The 17340-nt window shown below is 52.5% G+C and carries 15 protein-coding genes; 7 read left to right on the forward strand and 8 right to left on the reverse strand.

Annotated features, from left to right (window positions below):
- Window positions 1-55: 55 nt before the first annotated feature.
- The 5 genes from surA to apaH are packed head-to-tail and all read left to right on the forward strand — an operon-like array spanning window position 56 to window position 4431.
- Window positions 56-1351, forward strand: coding sequence for a peptidylprolyl isomerase SurA (surA, locus tag ACZRKO_RS13375; RefSeq protein WP_463737748.1), 1296 nt, complete (start codon window positions 56-58; stop codon window positions 1349-1351).
- The gene (gene pdxA / locus ACZRKO_RS13380) at window positions 1341-2348 is read left to right on the forward strand and encodes a 4-hydroxythreonine-4-phosphate dehydrogenase PdxA (protein ID WP_463737749.1); all 1008 of its coding nucleotides are present in this window, start codon (window positions 1341-1343) and stop codon (window positions 2346-2348) included. The genes surA and pdxA overlap by 11 nt, the downstream gene beginning before the upstream one ends.
- 5 nt (window positions 2349-2353) lie before the next feature.
- On the forward strand, window positions 2354-3172 hold the full coding sequence (gene rsmA / locus ACZRKO_RS13385; RefSeq protein ID WP_463737750.1) for a 16S rRNA (adenine(1518)-N(6)/adenine(1519)-N(6))-dimethyltransferase RsmA: 819 nt from the start codon (window positions 2354-2356) through the stop codon (window positions 3170-3172).
- Window positions 3173-3193: 21 nt separating this feature from the next.
- Window positions 3194-3571, forward strand: coding sequence for a Co2+/Mg2+ efflux protein ApaG (gene apaG, locus ACZRKO_RS13390; RefSeq protein ID WP_463737751.1), 378 nt, complete (start codon window positions 3194-3196; stop codon window positions 3569-3571).
- Between the two features lie 5 nt (window positions 3572-3576).
- Window positions 3577-4431 carry a bis(5'-nucleosyl)-tetraphosphatase (symmetrical) ApaH gene (apaH, locus tag ACZRKO_RS13395; RefSeq protein ID WP_463737752.1) on the forward strand — a complete coding sequence of 285 codons (855 nt, stop codon included), beginning with the start codon at window positions 3577-3579 and terminating at the stop codon, window positions 4429-4431.
- Window positions 4432-4503: 72 nt separating this feature from the next.
- On the opposite strand, the gene folA is transcribed toward apaH, so the two are convergent.
- From folA to ACZRKO_RS13410, 3 genes are all read right to left on the reverse strand, one after another.
- Window positions 4504-4992, reverse strand: coding sequence for a type 3 dihydrofolate reductase (gene folA / locus ACZRKO_RS13400; protein WP_463737753.1), 489 nt, complete (start codon window positions 4990-4992; stop codon window positions 4504-4506).
- A 255-nt stretch (window positions 4993-5247) separates the two neighbouring features.
- The gene (locus ACZRKO_RS13405) at window positions 5248-5712 is read right to left on the reverse strand and encodes a threonine/serine exporter (protein WP_463737754.1); all 465 of its coding nucleotides are present in this window, start codon (window positions 5710-5712) and stop codon (window positions 5248-5250) included.
- Window positions 5709-6503 carry a threonine/serine exporter family protein gene (locus tag ACZRKO_RS13410; RefSeq protein WP_463737755.1) on the reverse strand — a complete coding sequence of 265 codons (795 nt, stop codon included), beginning with the start codon at window positions 6501-6503 and terminating at the stop codon, window positions 5709-5711. Before ACZRKO_RS13410 ends, ACZRKO_RS13405 begins: the two co-directional genes overlap by 4 nt.
- Before the next feature lie 120 nt (window positions 6504-6623).
- Here ACZRKO_RS13410 and ACZRKO_RS13415 point away from each other — a divergent pair, with 120 nt between their 5' ends.
- On the forward strand, window positions 6624-7238 hold the full coding sequence (locus ACZRKO_RS13415; RefSeq protein ID WP_463737756.1) for a LysE family translocator: 615 nt from the start codon (window positions 6624-6626) through the stop codon (window positions 7236-7238).
- A gap of 83 nt (window positions 7239-7321) precedes the next feature.
- Here ACZRKO_RS13415 and kefC read toward each other — a convergent pair whose 3' ends face one another.
- The 5 genes from kefC to dapB all read right to left on the reverse strand — a co-directional run bounded on the left by kefC (window position 7322) and on the right by dapB (window position 15552).
- A complete protein-coding gene (kefC, locus tag ACZRKO_RS13420; RefSeq protein WP_463737757.1) occupies window positions 7322-9175 on the reverse strand; it encodes a glutathione-regulated potassium-efflux system protein KefC in 1854 nt (617 codons plus the stop codon).
- Entirely contained in the window at window positions 9162-9722 is a 561-nt protein-coding gene (gene kefF / locus ACZRKO_RS13425) for a glutathione-regulated potassium-efflux system oxidoreductase KefF (protein ID WP_463737758.1), read from the reverse strand. Before kefF ends, kefC begins: the two co-directional genes overlap by 14 nt.
- Before the next feature lie 126 nt (window positions 9723-9848).
- Window positions 9849-13073, reverse strand: a complete 3225-nt coding sequence (gene carB / locus ACZRKO_RS13430) for a carbamoyl-phosphate synthase large subunit (protein ID WP_463737759.1) — start codon at window positions 13071-13073, stop codon at window positions 9849-9851.
- A gap of 18 nt (window positions 13074-13091) precedes the next feature.
- Window positions 13092-14252 carry a glutamine-hydrolyzing carbamoyl-phosphate synthase small subunit gene (gene carA / locus ACZRKO_RS13435; protein WP_463737760.1) on the reverse strand — a complete coding sequence of 387 codons (1161 nt, stop codon included), beginning with the start codon at window positions 14250-14252 and terminating at the stop codon, window positions 13092-13094.
- A gap of 478 nt (window positions 14253-14730) precedes the next feature.
- Window positions 14731-15552 carry a 4-hydroxy-tetrahydrodipicolinate reductase gene (dapB, locus tag ACZRKO_RS13440; RefSeq protein WP_463737761.1) on the reverse strand — a complete coding sequence of 274 codons (822 nt, stop codon included), beginning with the start codon at window positions 15550-15552 and terminating at the stop codon, window positions 14731-14733.
- A 620-nt stretch (window positions 15553-16172) separates the two neighbouring features.
- On the opposite strand from dapB, the gene ACZRKO_RS13445 reads away from it, so the two are divergent.
- Complete coding sequence (locus tag ACZRKO_RS13445; protein WP_463737762.1) at window positions 16173-17318, forward strand: porin; 1146 nt, start codon at window positions 16173-16175, stop codon at window positions 17316-17318.
- The last annotated feature ends 22 nt before the right edge of the window (window positions 17319-17340 follow it).

Genomic DNA, 17340 nt, shown 5'->3' on the forward strand with positions numbered 1-17340 from the left:
TGTTGAACTCAGTGAACTTGCATCCGCAATTGCGGATTAAACAAATGGAAAAAGTATGAAGAACTGGAGAACACTTCTCCTCGGCGTAACGCTTTGTGCCAGCACCGCGTTCGCAGCCCCTCAAGAGGTTGATAAAGTGGCCGCCGTGGTTGATAACGGCGTGGTCCTGGAAAGCGATGTCACGAGTCTGATGCAGTCCGTGAAACAACAGGCGAAAGAGGCTAATCAGCAATTGCCCGATGACGCTACGCTGCGCCATCAGATCCTCGATCGTCTGATCATGGATAACATCCAGCTGCAGATGGCCACTAAAATGGGCATCAAGCTGACAGATGAAGATGTAGACAAAGCTATCGCAGGCATTGCCGCTCAGAATAAACTGACGGTTGATCAACTGCGTAGCCGTCTGGCCTATGACGGTCTGAACTACAACACTTACCGTGCGCAGATTCGCAAAGAGATGATGATTAGCGAAGTGCGTAACAGCGAAGTCCGCCGTCGCGTTACTGTGCTTCCTCAGGAAGTGGATACGCTGGCGAAACAGGTCGGCGCACAAAACGGTGGCAGTGCAGAATTCAATCTCAGCCACATCCTGTTGCCTCTGCCGGAAAACCCAACGCAGGATCAGGTAGATACCGCTGAAGCCCTGGCCAAAAAAGTGGTCGGTGAGCTCAACAACGGCGCTGATTTTGGCAAAATGGCAGTCACTTACTCTGCGGACTCACAGGCGCTGAAAGGCGGCAATATGGGTTGGGGTAAACTTCAGGAACTGCCTTCCCTGTTTGCTCAGGCTCTTGGCTCTGCGCAGAAAGGTCAGATCATCGGCCCTATCCGCTCCGGTGTCGGTTTCCATATTCTGAAAGTGAACGACATCCGTGGCGACAACAAAACTGTCTCGGTGACCGAAGTCCATGCGCGGCATATCTTGCTGAAACCCTCCGTAGTGATGACTGACGAGCAGGCGAAAGCCAAACTGGAACAAGTTGCTGCGGATATCCGCAGTGGTAAAGCCAACTTTGCTGACGAAGCCAAACAGCTTTCTCAGGATCCAGGTTCAGCCAATCAGGGCGGCGATTTAGGTTGGGCTTCTCCTGACATGTATGATCCCGCGTTTCGTGACGCCTTGCTTAACCTGAAAAAAGGTCAGCTCAGTGCGCCGGTTCACTCCTCCTTCGGCTGGCACCTGATTGAAGTGCTCGATACCCGCCAGGTCGATAAAACTGACGCAGCGCAGAAAGAACGGGCATACCGGATGTTGTTCAACCGTAAATTCTCGGAAGAAGCACAGACCTGGATGCAGGAACAGCGTGCTAATGCGTACGTGAAAATTATGGACGGGAATGGAAAATAATACTTCCGTGACGAAATCTGTGGTCATCACCCCCGGCGAGCCAGCCGGGGTTGGGCCGGATTTGGTATTGGCACTGGCGCAGCAGGCGTGGCCTGTTGAGTTAGTCGTCTGTGCTGATCCGGCTTTGTTACTTGAGCGGGCCCGTGTCCTGGGACTGAATATTCAGCTGCATCACTACCAGCCAGGCACCACGCCGCAGCCTCAGGCTGCGGGGACTCTGACTGTGTTGCCCGTTAAAACGGCCGTCTCAGTGACACCAGGTCAGCTGAATGTTGCCAACAGCGCCTACGTAGTAGAAACGCTGGCGCGTGCCTGTGACGGTGCCATTAACGGCGAATTTTCAGCACTGGTGACCGGCCCGGTACAAAAAAGCATTATCAATGACGCAGGTATTCCGTTTATTGGACATACCGAGTTTTTTGCCGATCGCAGCCACTGCGATCGTGTAGTGATGATGCTGGCAACTGAAGAGTTACGTGTTGCGCTAGCGACCACACATCTGGCCCTGTCAGCGGTACCTGCGGCGATAACCCGTGAGTGTCTGCGTGAGGTGCTCACTATTTTGCATCATGATTTGAAAACCAAATTCGGCATCAGTGATCCACAAATTTATGTCTGTGGCCTCAATCCGCACGCGGGTGAAGGCGGTCACATGGGGCATGAAGAGATTGATATCATCATTCCTGCTCTGGAAGAACTGCGCCAGCAAGGCATGAGCCTCATCGGCCCGCTGCCTGCAGATACCCTTTTCCAGCCAAAATATCTGCAACACGCTGACGCCGTATTATCGATGTATCACGATCAGGGCCTTCCGGTGCTAAAATATCAGGGATTCGGTCGCGCAGTGAATATCACACTCGGCCTGCCCTTTATCCGGACCTCCGTTGATCACGGCACCGCCCTTGAACTTGCTGCTACCGGCACCGCCGATGCAGGCAGTTTCAAGACAGCAATAAATCTCGCCATTCGCATGGCAAACACCAGTAATGATAAATAACTACAATGAATAATCGTGTACATCAGGGCCACTTTGCCCGTAAACGCTTTGGGCAAAACTTCTTAACCGATCAATTTGTTATCGACAGCATTGTATCGGCCATTCACCCTATGCCGGGTCAGGCGGTCGTTGAGATCGGTCCCGGTCTGGCAGCCTTGACTGAACCGGTAGCTTCACGTCTGGACAGCATGACGGTCATCGAACTTGACCGTGATTTAGCGGCACGTCTGGAAACCAACCCGAAGATGCTCGGCAAACTGCGGGTCATTCAGTCCGACGCCATGAAAGTCGATTTCGGCGAACTTTCCCGCGAACTGGGCCAGCCTCTGCGCGTGTTCGGCAATCTGCCGTATAACATCTCCACGCCGTTGATGTTCCATCTGTTCCTTTATACAAATGCCATCAGCGACATGCATTTTATGTTGCAGAAAGAAGTGGTTAACCGTCTGGTTGCCGGTCCTAACAGTAAAGCATTTGGCCGTCTGACCGTCATGGCGCAGTACTACTGCAACATTATTCCGGTACTTGAAGTGCCGCCGGAATCCTTTACTCCGGCCCCAAAAGTTGACTCCGCTGTGGTACGTTTGATCCCGCATGCGAACATCCCGTATCCGGTAGATGACATCCGTATTTTGAGCCGCCTGACGACAGACGCGTTCAACCAGCGCCGTAAAACAGTTCGTAACAGCCTTGGCCACCTGTTCACGCCAGAGCAGATGACCGAGTTAGGTCTGGATTTGCAGATGCGTGCAGAAAACATCTCTGTTGAGCAATACTGCAAACTGGCTAACTGGTTATCGACCCGGCCTAAAAAGTCGGAATAACCCTCCCTGAGGAGTAACGATATGCTTGATTCACCCCGCGTCAGTATTCAGGTGCAAAGTATCTACATAGAATCACAGTCGATACCGGAAGAAGAGCGTTATGTCTTCGCCTACACCATTACCATTCGCAATCTGGGGCGTTTCAACGTGCAGTTGCTCCGCCGTTACTGGTTGATAACCAACAGTAACGCAAAACAGACTGAAGTTCAGGGTGAAGGTGTCGTGGGCCAACAGCCCCTGATTCTGCCCGGTAATGAATTTCACTACACCAGCGGTGCTGTGCTTGAAACACCGCTGGGTACAATGGAAGGTCATTACGAAATGGTTGCAGAGAACGGTGAAACGTTCCGCGTACCCATCCCTGTTTTTCGCCTCGCGATCCCAACGCTGATAAATTAACCCTCATGTCGACATATCTTATTGGTGACGTTCACGGCTGTATCGATGAACTCAAAGCGCTATTGGCTCAGGCAGATTTTGATCCGCAGCAAGACTGTTTATGGCTGACGGGTGATTTAGTCGCACGCGGCCCGGACTCACTCGAAGTCCTGCGTTATGTGAGTAGTTTGGGCGATTCCGTGCGTATGGTGCTGGGGAATCACGACCTGCACCTGCTGGCTATTTATGCCGGTATCAGCTTCAACAAGCCTAAAGATCGCCTCAAGCCTCTGCTTGAAGCGGAAGATGCCGATGAGCTGATCAACTGGCTGAGACGCCAGCCAGTGCTGCAAGTGGATGACGAACTCAAACTGGTGATGGCTCACGCCGGAATAACACCGCAATGGGATCTGGAAACCGCGCAGCTTTGCGCACGCGAAGTGGAAGCGGTGTTGAGCAGCGATACCTACCCGCTATTTCTGGACGCCATGTATGGTGATATGCCGAATAACTGGTCGCCAGAACTGAGCGGCCTGGCCAGACTGCGGTTTAGCACCAATGCCTTCACCCGCATGCGCTACTGCTTCCCGAACGGTCAGCTGGATATGATTTGCAAGGACACGCCGGACAATGCTCCGCGGCCACTTAAGCCGTGGTTTGATCTGGAAAGCCCGATCCTCGAAGCGGGTTACAGCATCGCTTTCGGCCATTGGGCATCACTTGAAGGTAAAGGCGCGCCCAAAGGTATTTACGCACTGGATACCGGCTGCTGCTGGGGGGGGGCTCTGACGATGATCCGTTGGGAAGATAAAACCTGGTTTACCCAGCCTTCCAGCCGGCACAGCGAGAAAGAGCAGGCTCAGACTCCTGCGGCATCCTGACCAGGGTCTTACCGCGCTGAAAATACAAAAGGCACCTTTTCAGGTGCCTTTTTGCTGAGCTCTGCCGGGGAATCAACCGCGGTTGCGATCCAAAATCTCGAAGCAGTAGCCGTGCGAGTTCTGTGCATCAGCATCATGAAATTCGCTGAACGTGCTTTCCCACTGGTCAGGTTCGTAGTCAGGAAATTGTGTGTCCCCTTCGACTTCGGCATCAATGTGCGTCAGGTATAAACGGTCTGCACGGTCCAGAAACTGTTCATAAACGCGCCCGCCACCCATCACCATCACTTCCTCAACGTCGCCCGCAGCAGCAACCGCAGCGTCAACGGAGTTCACCCAGGTCACGCCGTCGTGAGTTCCCGGATTGGAACTGATAACAATGTTCAAACGGCCAGGTAAAGGACGCCCAATAGATTCGAACGTTTTACGTCCCATGATGACCGGTTTGTTCAGCGTGTTACGCTTAAACCAAGCCAGGTCAGCCGGTAAATGCCAAGGCATGGCGTTTTCCATGCCAATAACGCGATCCGTCGCCAGTGCGGCGATCAGGCTGATAATCATTGTGAAGCCCTGTGTAGAAGAGGTAATTAAACGTGACTGGAAAAAGTGCTGCCACTATACGGAAAGCCCCTCAAGCCGTCGATAGGGATAATCACACAGCGCGCAGATATAAGAGGGCTCTTAGCATTGTGCGGTTTATCCTTATTAAAGTTTCAAAAATAACTGAGAATGCACGATATAACAGATGGATATTTGCCATAAGGCGAGATATCAGCCTGAGGGAATAACTCCCTATTAGGCCTTGTACAGTGCGGCTTACACGCTGGGGCGTTTACGGTACAGCCATAGCCCGGGAAGTGATAAACCGATTGAAAGCGCACCGACGATAAAGCTGGCTTTCAAAAAATTAGTGATGACACTGGCCATCAGCACTTCGCTGTAGCCCAGATGTGAAATCTCCACGACAGAGATCATGGCGGTGTATGCTGAAATACCAGGGAACATCGGGATCACTGCGGCGACGGTAAAGACTTTGGGATGTGCCAGCAGCCAGCGCGACCAGTGGATGCCAATGACTCCCACCAGTATAGCCGCCAGTAATGAAGCCCATTCAATATTGAACCCGGCGTACATCATCATCATACGGGAACCGTGCCCCAGCGCACCCAGCAAGGCGCAGTAACGCAGCGCGCGTGGTGGCACATTGAACACCATGGCAAAGCCGAGTGCAGGGACTGCCGCCAGCAGCATATCCTGAATCAGCGCCCACATCAGACTCATTTCCATCCCTGTAATCCCCACAATGACATTGCCATCACCACGCCAATACAAGTCGCCAGCGTCAGTAAACTGGCCATCGCCCAGCGCGCCAAACCGGTATTAATATGGCCTTTAAACATATCCGCCACCGCATTAATCAGTGGGAATCCGGGAACCAGCAGTAACACACTGGCCGCCATCGCCACGGAAGAGGCATGGCTGAACCAGAACAGTTTGAGCAATAAACCAGAAATAGAGGTGGCGACAAATGCAGTACAGCAGAAGTTGAGCAGCGGGTGTGTCTGGCAAATGGTCAGGGTTTGCCGCACCGCCATTGCAACACCGCTGGCGAACAGAGTAACCAGACATGCATCCCAGTCGCCGCCGTTGAGCTTGCAGAAGCAGGCACAGGAGAGCGCCACCATCAGAATCATCAACCAGCGCGGATAACGTAACGACTTGATATTTTTCAGCCGTTTTGCCACCAGCGAGCTGTCGAGCAGGTGATGCTCGGCCATGATCACAATATGCTGCACTTCGGTCACCACATGCATATTGATCCCCCGGTCGGTATTTTTGCGGGTCGAGGTCTGACAGTAGCCGTGACTGATCGTACTCAACACCACGGCATTGGCGGAAATCGAACTGTCAACACTGTCCATGCCCAGCGCCATACCGAGACGTGCCGACAGCTGTTCTACCAGCATACTCTCCGCACCGTGCTGCAATAGCATCACGGCACATTCAATGCAAAGACGGGTTATTTCACGCTGATCACTGGCGGCGGGGCTTTCTGTAATCGATACTTGCATAGCGTCCAGAGCCTCAATTAAACAAGCTGCAAATAAATCCGGGAAGTGTGGTTCGTAACAGTCAGGATTGGCGTATCATGCCGCCTTATTTCGTTCTGAACATTGACGACGGTTACTTTCATGCTTGAAACCTCCTTGTTTGTTGCCAGCATTGCCTTTCTGGGTATGCTCTCCCCCGGCCCGGATTTCTTTTTGGTGATCAAAAACGCCGCACGCTATCCGCGCATGGCCGCCCTGACCACTTCGCTTGGCGTGATTTGCGGTGTGATCACCCACATGTCTTATTGCGTCGCCGGTCTTGCCGTGGTGATCACCACCACTCCCTGGTTATTTGACCTGCTGAAATACGTCGGCGCGGTGTACCTGATTTGGGTCGGTATTCAGGCTCTGTTCTCACGGACCAACAGCAAGATGAATCTGGATGGGCTGGAGCAGAAACCCGTTAAGCTGCGCACCGCCTTTGTGCAGGGCTATCTGTGTAATCTGCTGAATCCAAAGGCGACACTGTTCTTTCTGGCGATGTTCACGCAGGTCTTACAGGTTAACTCCAGTCTCGGTGAGAAACTGTGGTACGCGTCGATCATTGTCGGTCTGTCGGTGATCTGGTGGCCGCTGCTGGCTCTGTTGATCCAGAGTGCTCCCGTGCGTCGTGGCCTGGCAAAAGCGCAGAAAATTATCGATAAACTGCTCGGTGGCGTGCTGATTGGTTTAGGGATCAAAGTCGCACTGAGCTGATCAGTCACTTTCCTCCCATGTCGTTGCATAAAAAACGGGCGGTGCTTTCGCTACCGCCCGCCAAACTTTCTTCCCTTGCCTGCTTACCCCTTAGCTTCAATAACCTCCTTTTCCGGGGCTTTGCCGTCAATACTGCCACGCCAGCCTTTCTGCTGACTTGAAGCCAGACGCTCCTGATCCTGTCCAATAGCAGCACTGAGCATATCTTTGGCCCGTTGCATACTGGCGATGCGGAACTCCGTGTCTTCGTAATTCTCGAGCGTGGATTCAAGCATTTTCAGGTTGTAGTGGCGGAACAGATCGGCTTTTTCTCGCGCCTCGTAAGCATCCAGCCCCAGATGTTCCAGCGTTTCGCGCCCCACGCGTAATGACCCTTCAAACACTTCACGCTCGGGCGCCTCCACGCCTAACTGACGCAGTTGATACCAGTGATCAACATCGCGGGCGCGGGCGATAATTTTCAGATGAGGGAAATGCTCCTTCGCCAGTACGGTCAGTTGCAGGTTCGCATCGACATCATCGATGGCATTGATCAGCACTTTTGCGTTAGCGGCTCCGGCGGATTCGAGCAAATCGACCCGGGTGGCGTCACCGTAGAACACTTTGGTGCCAAATTTACGCAGGGTTTCGATATGGTCCGGATCGTGGTCGAGTACCACGGTATGCACATTATTCGCCAGCAACAGACGGCCTGCTATCTGACCAAAGCGCCCGAACCCGGCAATGATCACCGAGGCATTCTCATCATCAATGGTGTCCTGCGGGCGGTCATCCTTCGGCTTATTCCGTTCAAGTCGCGCAGCCAGCACCAGCAACAACGGCGTGATCGCCATGGACAGCGCAACCGCCAGCGTCAGCGCTTTCGCCCACTCAACGGGCAACACGCCCGCCATTTGGGCGGCGCTGAAAATCACAAAAGCAAACTCACTGCCCTGCCCGATTAATATGGCAAACAGCCCGCGCTGTTTTTTGGGCACCCCGAGCCAGGGCGCAACAAGCCAGAGCAGCGCCGCCTTTAGCGCCATGAAACCGGCCAGCAATGTGGCAATCAACAATGGGTGATGAATCAGCGTGCCGAAGTCGATAGACATACCCACGCCGATAAAGAACAGGCCCAACAGTAAACCTTTAAACGGCTGGATATCGCTTTCCAGTGCATGACGATATTCAGAACTCGCCAACATCACCCCCGCCAGAAACGCGCCCATCGCCATCGACAGACCGGCCATTTCGAGCAAGATACCAAAACCAAACACCAGAAACAGCGCGACGGCGCTGAACACTTCGCGCATACCCGAGCGCGCGACAAAGTGCAGCAAAGGCCGGGTCACATAGCGGCCGAGCAAAATAACGGCGACCAGCGCCCCGACCACTTTCGCAGCAGACAGACCAAAACTCTCCAGTGTCGTGGCTTCGCCGGTACTGGCCAGCAAGGGGATCATCGCGACCAGCGGGATCGCGGCGATATCCTGAAACAGCAATACTGCAAAGGCGCTGCGCCCGATAGGCGACGGCGTCAGGCTGCGCTCGCTCATAGCCTGCATCGCGATGGCCGTTGAAGAGAGCCCCAGAGTCAGGCCAATCAGCAGCGCGACTTTCCAGTCGAGCCCCAGCAGATAACAAAACAGGCTGAGTAACAGTCCGCAGCCCGCCATCTGCAGGCTACCGCCACCAAACACCGAGGTGCGCAACGTCCATAAGCGTTTAGGATCCAGCTCCAGGCCGATGATGAATAACATCAGCACCACGCCGATTTCAGCAAAGGTCAGAATCGATTCCGCGTCAGAAACCAGCTTCAGCCCCCACGGGCCGATAATACAACCCGCGATCAAATAGCCGAGCACAGAACCCAGTCCCAGCCGGACGGCAATCGGCACAAAAAGCGCTGCGGAGCCGAGGTAAATCAGCCCCTCAATCATCAGATTATGGTTGTCCAATTTTCACCTCCGGCGCGCAGCCCTCTTTGAGGCTCAGGCAGGCGGAGAGCCGCCGGTAATACTCTTCGCCAGCCGCTTTCAATGCCACTTCATCGCAGATGAAGGTGTTGTGAACCGCAAAGTACGGCAACCAGTTCATGCCACAATAGACGGCGGTAGCCTGCAACGGCTGCGCCAGTACGTCGAAATCAGGATGGTCACCCAGTTCGAAATGATGTTCGCTGCCTCCCGTGGTGACTGCCCACAGACAGTGCTTCCCCTTCAGCGCATTACCTTCATGACCGTAAGCCCAGCCGTGTTCCAGAACCTTGTCTATCCACAATTTCAGCAACGGCGGCAAACTGTACCACTGGATAGGATGTTGAAAGACCACCATATCCGCACGTTCAACCGCAGCCTGCTCGGCGTTGATATCGATATTAAAATCGGGGTAAAGGTCATACAGGGAGCGGACTTCGACGTTGGGCAAGTCTTGCACTGCCGACAGCAAACGCTGGTTAGCCCGTGAGTGTCGCGGATAAGGATGGGCGTAAATGATCAGTATCATGCAAGTCTCTTAGTTTATTTTGCTTACTTTCAGCATACGCAATTTTCTGCTTTCAGGAAGAAAGCCTGACGTATAAAAAAGAAAAGGCGCAGCTTTCGCCGCGCCTTTCGTGTACCGGTTATTCTATCAGCCTTTGATTTTCGCGTGCATTTCCTGCACGGAGATCACCTGCTCTGTCGGGTCAGAAGACAACGCCATCGCGGTGGCAAAGCCGCCGTTCAGGGTGGTGTCATAATGCACCTTGTATTGCAGGGCACTGCGGCGGATCAGTTTTGAATCCTCAATCGCCTGACGTCCGGCGGTGGTATTGACGATATAAACGTATTCACCGTTTTTGATGCGGTCCTGAATGTGCGGGCGGCCTTCATGCACCTTGTTCACCAGACGCGGATTTATCCCCGCCTCACCCAGCACCACGGCAGTGCCGTGTGTTGCATCCAGCTCGAAACCGCGTTTAAGCAGTTTGGCCGCTAAATCCACCACGCGGGCTTTGTCGCCATCGCGAACCGATAACAACGCGCGACCGGCTTTCTTCATACCAGAGTTACTACCCAGTTGTGCTTTGGCAAAGGCTTCGGCGAAGGTACGGCCGACGCCCATCACTTCCCCGGTAGAGCGCATTTCTGGCCCTAAGATAGGGTCAACGCCTGGGAATTTGTTGAACGGCAGCACCACTTCTTTCACAGAGTAATACGGTGGGATCACCTCTTCGGTAATGCCCTGCTGCGCCAGTGTTTGACCGGCCATGACGCGGGCCGCCACTTTCGCCAAAGGTACGCCCGTCGCTTTAGAAACAAACGGCACGGTACGCGCGGCACGCGGGTTAACTTCAATCAGGTAGACTTCGTTGTTTTTCACCGCAAACTGCACGTTCATCAGGCCGCGAACGCAGAGTTCAAATGCCAGTTTCTCAACCTGCTGGCGCATCACATCCTGAATTTCCTTGCTCAGCGTGTAGCACGGCAGGGAACAGGCGGAGTCACCGGAGTGAACGCCCGCTTGCTCGATGTGCTCCATGATGCCGCCAATCAGTACGCGTTCACCGTCGCAGATAGCATCGACGTCAACTTCAACGGCATCATCAAGGAAACGGTCCAGCAGCACTGGCGCATCGTTGGAAACGCTGACGGCATTCTGGAAGTAACGGCGCAGGTCGATTTCGTCATACACGATTTCCATCGCGCGGCCACCCAGTACATAGGACGGACGCACCACCAGCGGATAACCCAGACCAGCCGCTTTCTCAACGGCTTGTTCAATGGTCGACACGGTGGCGTTAGCCGGTTGTTTCAGGCCCAGACGGTGAACCGCCTGCTGGAAACGTTCACGGTCTTCGGCACGGTCAATGGCGTCCGGGCTGGTACCAATGATAGGCACACCCGCAGCTTCCAGTTCACGGGCTAGTTTCAACGGAGTCTGACCGCCGTACTGCACGATCACACCTTCAGGCTGCTCGATGCGTACGATTTCCAGCACATCTTCCAGCGTCACAGATTCGAAGTACAGACGGTCTGACGTGTCGTAGTCGGTAGAGACAGTTTCAGGGTTACAGTTAACCATGATGGTTTCGTAACCGTCTTCACGCAGCGCCAGTGAGGCGTGTACGCAGCAGTAGTCAAACTCAATGCCCTGACCGATACGGTTTGGACCGCCGCCCAGCACCATGATTTTCGGCTTGTCATTGGTCGGATTAGATTCGCACTCTTCTTCATAGGTCGAATACATATAGGCGGTATCGGTTGAGAATTCCGCTGCGCAGGTATCCACACGCTTGTAGACCGGGTGAAGATTATATTTGTGGCGCAGTTTACGCACTTCGCCTTCGGACACACCCACCAGCGTGGCCAAACGCAGATCAGCAAAGCCTTTGCGTTTGAGCATGCGCAGGTATTCCGGCGTCAGGATATTGAAGCCGCCTTCAGCCACTTCATTTTCCAGTTTGACCAGCTCTTCAATCTGCACCAGGAACCAGCGGTCCACGTTGGTCAGGTTAAAGATGCCGTCAACGGACAGTCCGGCACGGAAAGCATCGGCGATGTACCAGATACGCTCGGCACCGGCTTCTTTCAGCTCACGGCGAATTTTGGTCAGCGCTTCAGGGTCATCAAGGCTGACTTTCGGGTCAAAACCGCTGGCGCCCACTTCCAGACCGCGCAGTGCTTTTTGCAGGGATTCCTGCTGCGTGCGGCCAATTGCCATCACTTCACCGACGGATTTCATCTGCGTGGTCAGGCGGTCATTAGCACCGGCAAATTTTTCGAAGTTGAAGCGAGGAATTTTAGTCACAACGTAGTCGATGGACGGTTCGAACGAGGCCGGGGTTTTGCCGCCGGTGATGTCGTTCATCAGCTCATCAAGGGTATAACCCACTGCCAGCTTGGCCGCCACTTTAGCAATCGGGAAACCGGTCGCTTTCGAGGCCAGCGCAGAAGAACGTGATACGCGCGGGTTCATCTCGATAACAATCAGACGGCCATTTTTCGGGTTGACCGAGAACTGCACGTTGGAGCCACCGGTTTCTACGCCGATTTCACGCAGTACCGCCATCGAGGCGTTACGCATGATTTGGTACTCTTTGTCGGTCAGGGTCTGCGCCGGTGCGACTGTGATTGAGTCACCGGTATGAATGCCCATGGCGTCGAAGTTTTCAATCGAGCAGACGATGATGCAGTTGTCGTTTTTATCACGCACCACTTCCATCTCGTACTCTTTCCAGCCAATCAGCGACTCATCAATCAGCAGCTCTTTGGTTGGTGAGAGATCCAGGCCGCGTTCGCAAATTTCTTCAAACTCTTCGCGGTTATACGCTATACCACCGCCAGTACCGCCCATGGTGAATGAAGGACGGATAATGCACGGGAAGCCTACGTCAGCGGCGATAACCAGCGCTTCTTCCATGGTATGCGCGATGCCTGAACGTGCGGTATCGAGACCAATTTTCTTCATCGCAATGTCAAAACGACGGCGGTCTTCTGCTTTATCGATAGCATCGGCTGTGGCACCAATCATGGTCACGCCGAACTCTTCCAGCACACCCTGACGTTCCAGTTCCAGCGCACAGTTCAGTGCAGTCTGGCCGCCCATGGTGGGCAGCACGGCGTCCGGACGCTCTTTCTCAATAATCTTGCGCACCACTTCCCAGGTAATCGGTTCGATGTAAGTCGCGTCGGCCATTTCCGGGTCAGTCATGATGGTGGCCGGGTTGGAGTTGACCAGAATGACGCGGTAGCCCTCTTCACGCAGGGCTTTACAGGCCTGGGCACCGGAATAGTCAAACTCACAGGCCTGACCGATAACAATCGGGCCAGCGCCGAGGATCAGGATGCTTTTTATGTCTGTACGTTTTGGCATGTTGTTATTGCTCCTGACTTATTTGCCCGTAAGAGTGGCGTTAGAACGGTATTGCTCAATCAGTTCGATAAAGTGATCAAACAGTGGCGCCGCATCGTGCGGACCAGGGCTGGCTTCAGGGTGGCCCTGAAAGCTGAACGCCGGTTTGTCTGTGCGGTGGATGCCCTGAACTGTATGGTCGAACAGTGATTTGTGCGTCACGCGCAGATTGGCAGGCAGATTAGTTTCATCGACCGCAAAGCCGTGGTTCTGTGCGGTGATCATCACCACATTATTATCGAGATCTTTAACCGGATGGTTGCCGCCGTGATGGCCGAGCTTCATCTTCAGGGTTTTCGCACCGCTCGCCAGCGCCAGTAACTGGTGGCCGAGGCAGATACCAAATACCGGAATATCGGTTTCAAGGAAGGCTTTGATCGCATCGATGGCGTAGTCGCAAGGCTCCGGGTCGCCCGGTCCGTTGGAGAGGAAGATACCATCCGGATTGAGCTTGAGTACGTCAGCAGCAGGCGTTTGCGCCGGAACCACCGTCAGGCGGCAGCCGCGATCCACCAGCATGCGCAGGATATTACGCTTGGCGCCGTAGTCATAAGCCACCACGTGGAATGGCAGTTCTTCTTCTTTCTTCGCTTCCGGCAACTCACCTTCGAGCGTCCAACTGCCTTGCTGCCAGCTGTAAGATTCTGCGGTGGTCACTTCTTTCGCCAGATCCATCCCTTTCAGGCCAGGGAACGCTTTAGCTTTTTGCAGCGCCAGAGCGGCGTCTACGCTATCACCGGCAATAATGCAGCCGTTCTGTGCGCCTTTTTCACGCAGCACGCGGGTCAGTTTGCGGGTATCAATATCAGCGATAGCAACAATGTTGTGGCGTTTGAGGTAATCCGAGAGGTTTTCTGTACTACGGTAGTTGCTGGCAATAAGAGGTAAATCGCGAATAACCAGGCCCTGAGCGTGTACTGCGGAGGATTCTTCATCAGCGGCGTTAGTGCCGACATTGCCGATATGGGGATAAGTGAGGGTGACGATCTGGCGGGAATAGGAGGGATCAGTAAGGATTTCTTGATAACCGGTCATCGACGTATTAAAGACCACTTCCCCCACTGCCGTACCTTCAGCCCCGATGGCCCGACCGTGGAATTGGGTTCCGTCTTCCAGAACCAATAGCGCTGACTTTATCAAAGCATCCTCCAGGAATAATCAATCATATTATTTGCATATTAATTCAGATTAACCGATCTAAATCAATGCAAAAATCATCCCCTAAGACAATTTTCGGCAAATTGGGCGCATTCTAATGATGGCAGTCAGCTTTGTCTACCAAAAGCACCATTATTTCTGTCTATTTTGCTGAGCTCAGTGAAAACCATGCCCTACTGCCATAAAAGAGCGACCTATCTGCACATAGTAACCGTTTGCGAGGCGTTTTATCTGAGAACCCGAGAAAAAAAGGAATTGTTGAACATGCCGAGGTGTGGAGTGGGTGTTTTATAACCATAATGGTCAGAAAAATAGAGGGAAACAACAACTATTACAGACTTCGATTAATAAAATCCACCAAGCCAATATAAAAACAAAAAAAAGAAAAGGGCAATCAAGGAATCGCCCTTGTATCAAAACACTATGACCAAAACAACCACATCACAATGGTTTAGAAAAACTATAAATCATCCAGTCCAAGGACATCTTTCATGTCATAAAGGCCTTTTTTCTGTGATGAGAGCCAAACAGCCGCTTTTACTGCGCCATTTGCGAAAGTCATCCGGCTGGAAGCCTTGTGGGTTATCTCAACCCGCTCGCCAATATCAGCAAACATCACGGTATGTTCACCCACGATGTCACCGGCTCTGACAGTCGCGAAACCAATAGATTTCGGATCACGCTCACCGGTATAGCCTTCGCGGACATAAACCGCGCATTCTTTCAGATCACGCCCCAGCGCACCGGCGATGGCTTCCCCCATTGCCAGTGCCGTGCCCGATGGCGCATCCACTTTATGGCGATGGTGAGCTTCAATGATTTCGATATCGGTATAGTCGCCCATCACTTTGGCGGCTTTTTCTAAAAGTTTGAGGACAACATTCACGCCCACGCTAAAGTTCGCCGCAAAAACCACCGGAACAGCGGTTGCTGCCTGTACAATTGCAGCCTTACCGGCATCATCAAAGCCCGTAGTGCCGATAACGATAGCTTTCTGATGTTTCTGACAAAACTCGAGGTAGGCCAGCGTCCCTTCCGGACGGGTGAAATCGATCAGAATATCGAAATCATCCACTACATCTTCCAGACTGTCACTCACCTTCACATTTAACCGGCCCACACCCGCCATCTCACCGGCGTCGGTACCCACCAGGGAAGAACCTTTGCGCTGAATCGCCGCGCCAAGCACCACACCTTCAGCCTGTGATACAGCCTGAATCAACTGCCGGCCCATGCGACCACCCGCGCCCGCAATTGCCATGCGGATATCAGCGTTACTCATAATCTCTCTCTTAATCGATATGTTCTGCCTTGAAGCAGATTCAGGTTAACGACCCCACAGCAACGGGGCCAGCAAAATTGCCGCATAATTAGAAAATTATGATACAGGTCGGTTAACATCAGTAAAATACATCGCCATTTTGGTTACTTATACTGCAACTTTATGTTAATGGATAGCCGAGCCGGCTTCTGACCGCATTTCGAATAATCATGCAAAAATGTGCATAAAAATCATCTGGCGCAGTGCCGTCCACTCTTTTGTTTTACCGGCTCAATAGTACGTCCTTTACCTCTGCCTTTACTACCTGCCTGCCTCGCCAGTGAGATTACCGGGCATAATTTGGCGATAAAATCGACGCCCACCTCTTTTCTCCGATCTTTATCATTATTTCCGCTTTGTACATGCGAAATCTATCTTGATTAAATTAATGAATGTGATAATAAATAGCTCGCTAATTTTAACCTGCGAAAGTTAATTTTTAGCCAGCTTCATGGCGAAAGCGATGGTGCGTCTGACACCCTTACCATGATGTAAGGGAATAATAAGAAATCCGGCCAGAACGAATTGGCGCAAAACCCACTTTTTTGTTTTGAGCAACGTTTTGGCACAGGGAGTTTTACATGAAATCTAAATTGAACAGGTTCACACAAGGGGCTGCTGCCAGCCTCATCCTCGGCTGTACGGCCTTTGCTTCACATGCCGAAATCACTCTGATTAAACAAGATCCCAAGCCAGACGATTTACTCAGCCGCCTGAATTTCCAGGTCGGCGGCAGTATTCGTCCACAGTGGCAATTCCAAAATGGCGTCAAAAACTACAAAACCAACGGTTTTGATGGTGGTACGCGTTTCCGTTTCTCCAGTGATTACTATCTGTTTGATGACATCAGCTGGATCAACTATTACGAGCTAGGTGTCAATGTTCCGGCAATTACTGGCTGGGATAACCACTATGCTGACGGCGCACATAACACCACTCGCCGTATGCTCTACACCGGACTGAAAAGCAAAACCTACGGTCAGTTGACTTTCGGCCAGCAAAACAGCATCTACTATGATGTGGTCGGTGCGAAAACAGATATCTGGGATTACGATATGCTCGCCCAGGCACCCGGCAATGGTGTAAACGGTGACTACGACGGTTCTTACCGTTCACGTAAAATGCTGAAATATAAAAACACCTTCGGCAATACCGATGTGTACGCGTCTTATCTGTTCTCAGATAACGATCTGCTGACCGGCAAAAATAGTCTGCGTTACAAACGTAATAGCGGCGGTTCTGTCGGTGTGGATTATCACATCACCAAAGATCTGACCTGGGGTACTGCGTACAACTACACCGACGCAACAATGAAAAACCCGAATGATAATACGTCCACTGACTACAACCAGAGCATCATTGGTACAGCTCTGAGTTGGAAACCGGGCAACTGGACTGCATCATTCGGCGGCGGTTACTACCACGACTTCCTGACCACCAGTCTGAAAAATGACGATGATTTCTTCGCCGGTGATGCGTACGGTCTGGAATACTTCCTGGGTTATGCTTTCCCAATCGATCAGTTTGCAGTGAAAACCATTCAGCCATACTTCATGGGTGACCGTTTGACCTATGTCACTGGCCGTGATTATCAGCGTATCGATAATGGCTTGGGTATTTCCTTCCAGCTCGATTACGGCTTCCGCGTTGATTACGAACACGTGTTCACTTCATCAACCGATAACCTCGGTGACATGAACCTGATCCGTTTGAGATACGATTTCTAAGCCTTAACGACTGACTTTCAGA

This window comes from Ewingella sp. C233 (assembly GCF_055407225.1).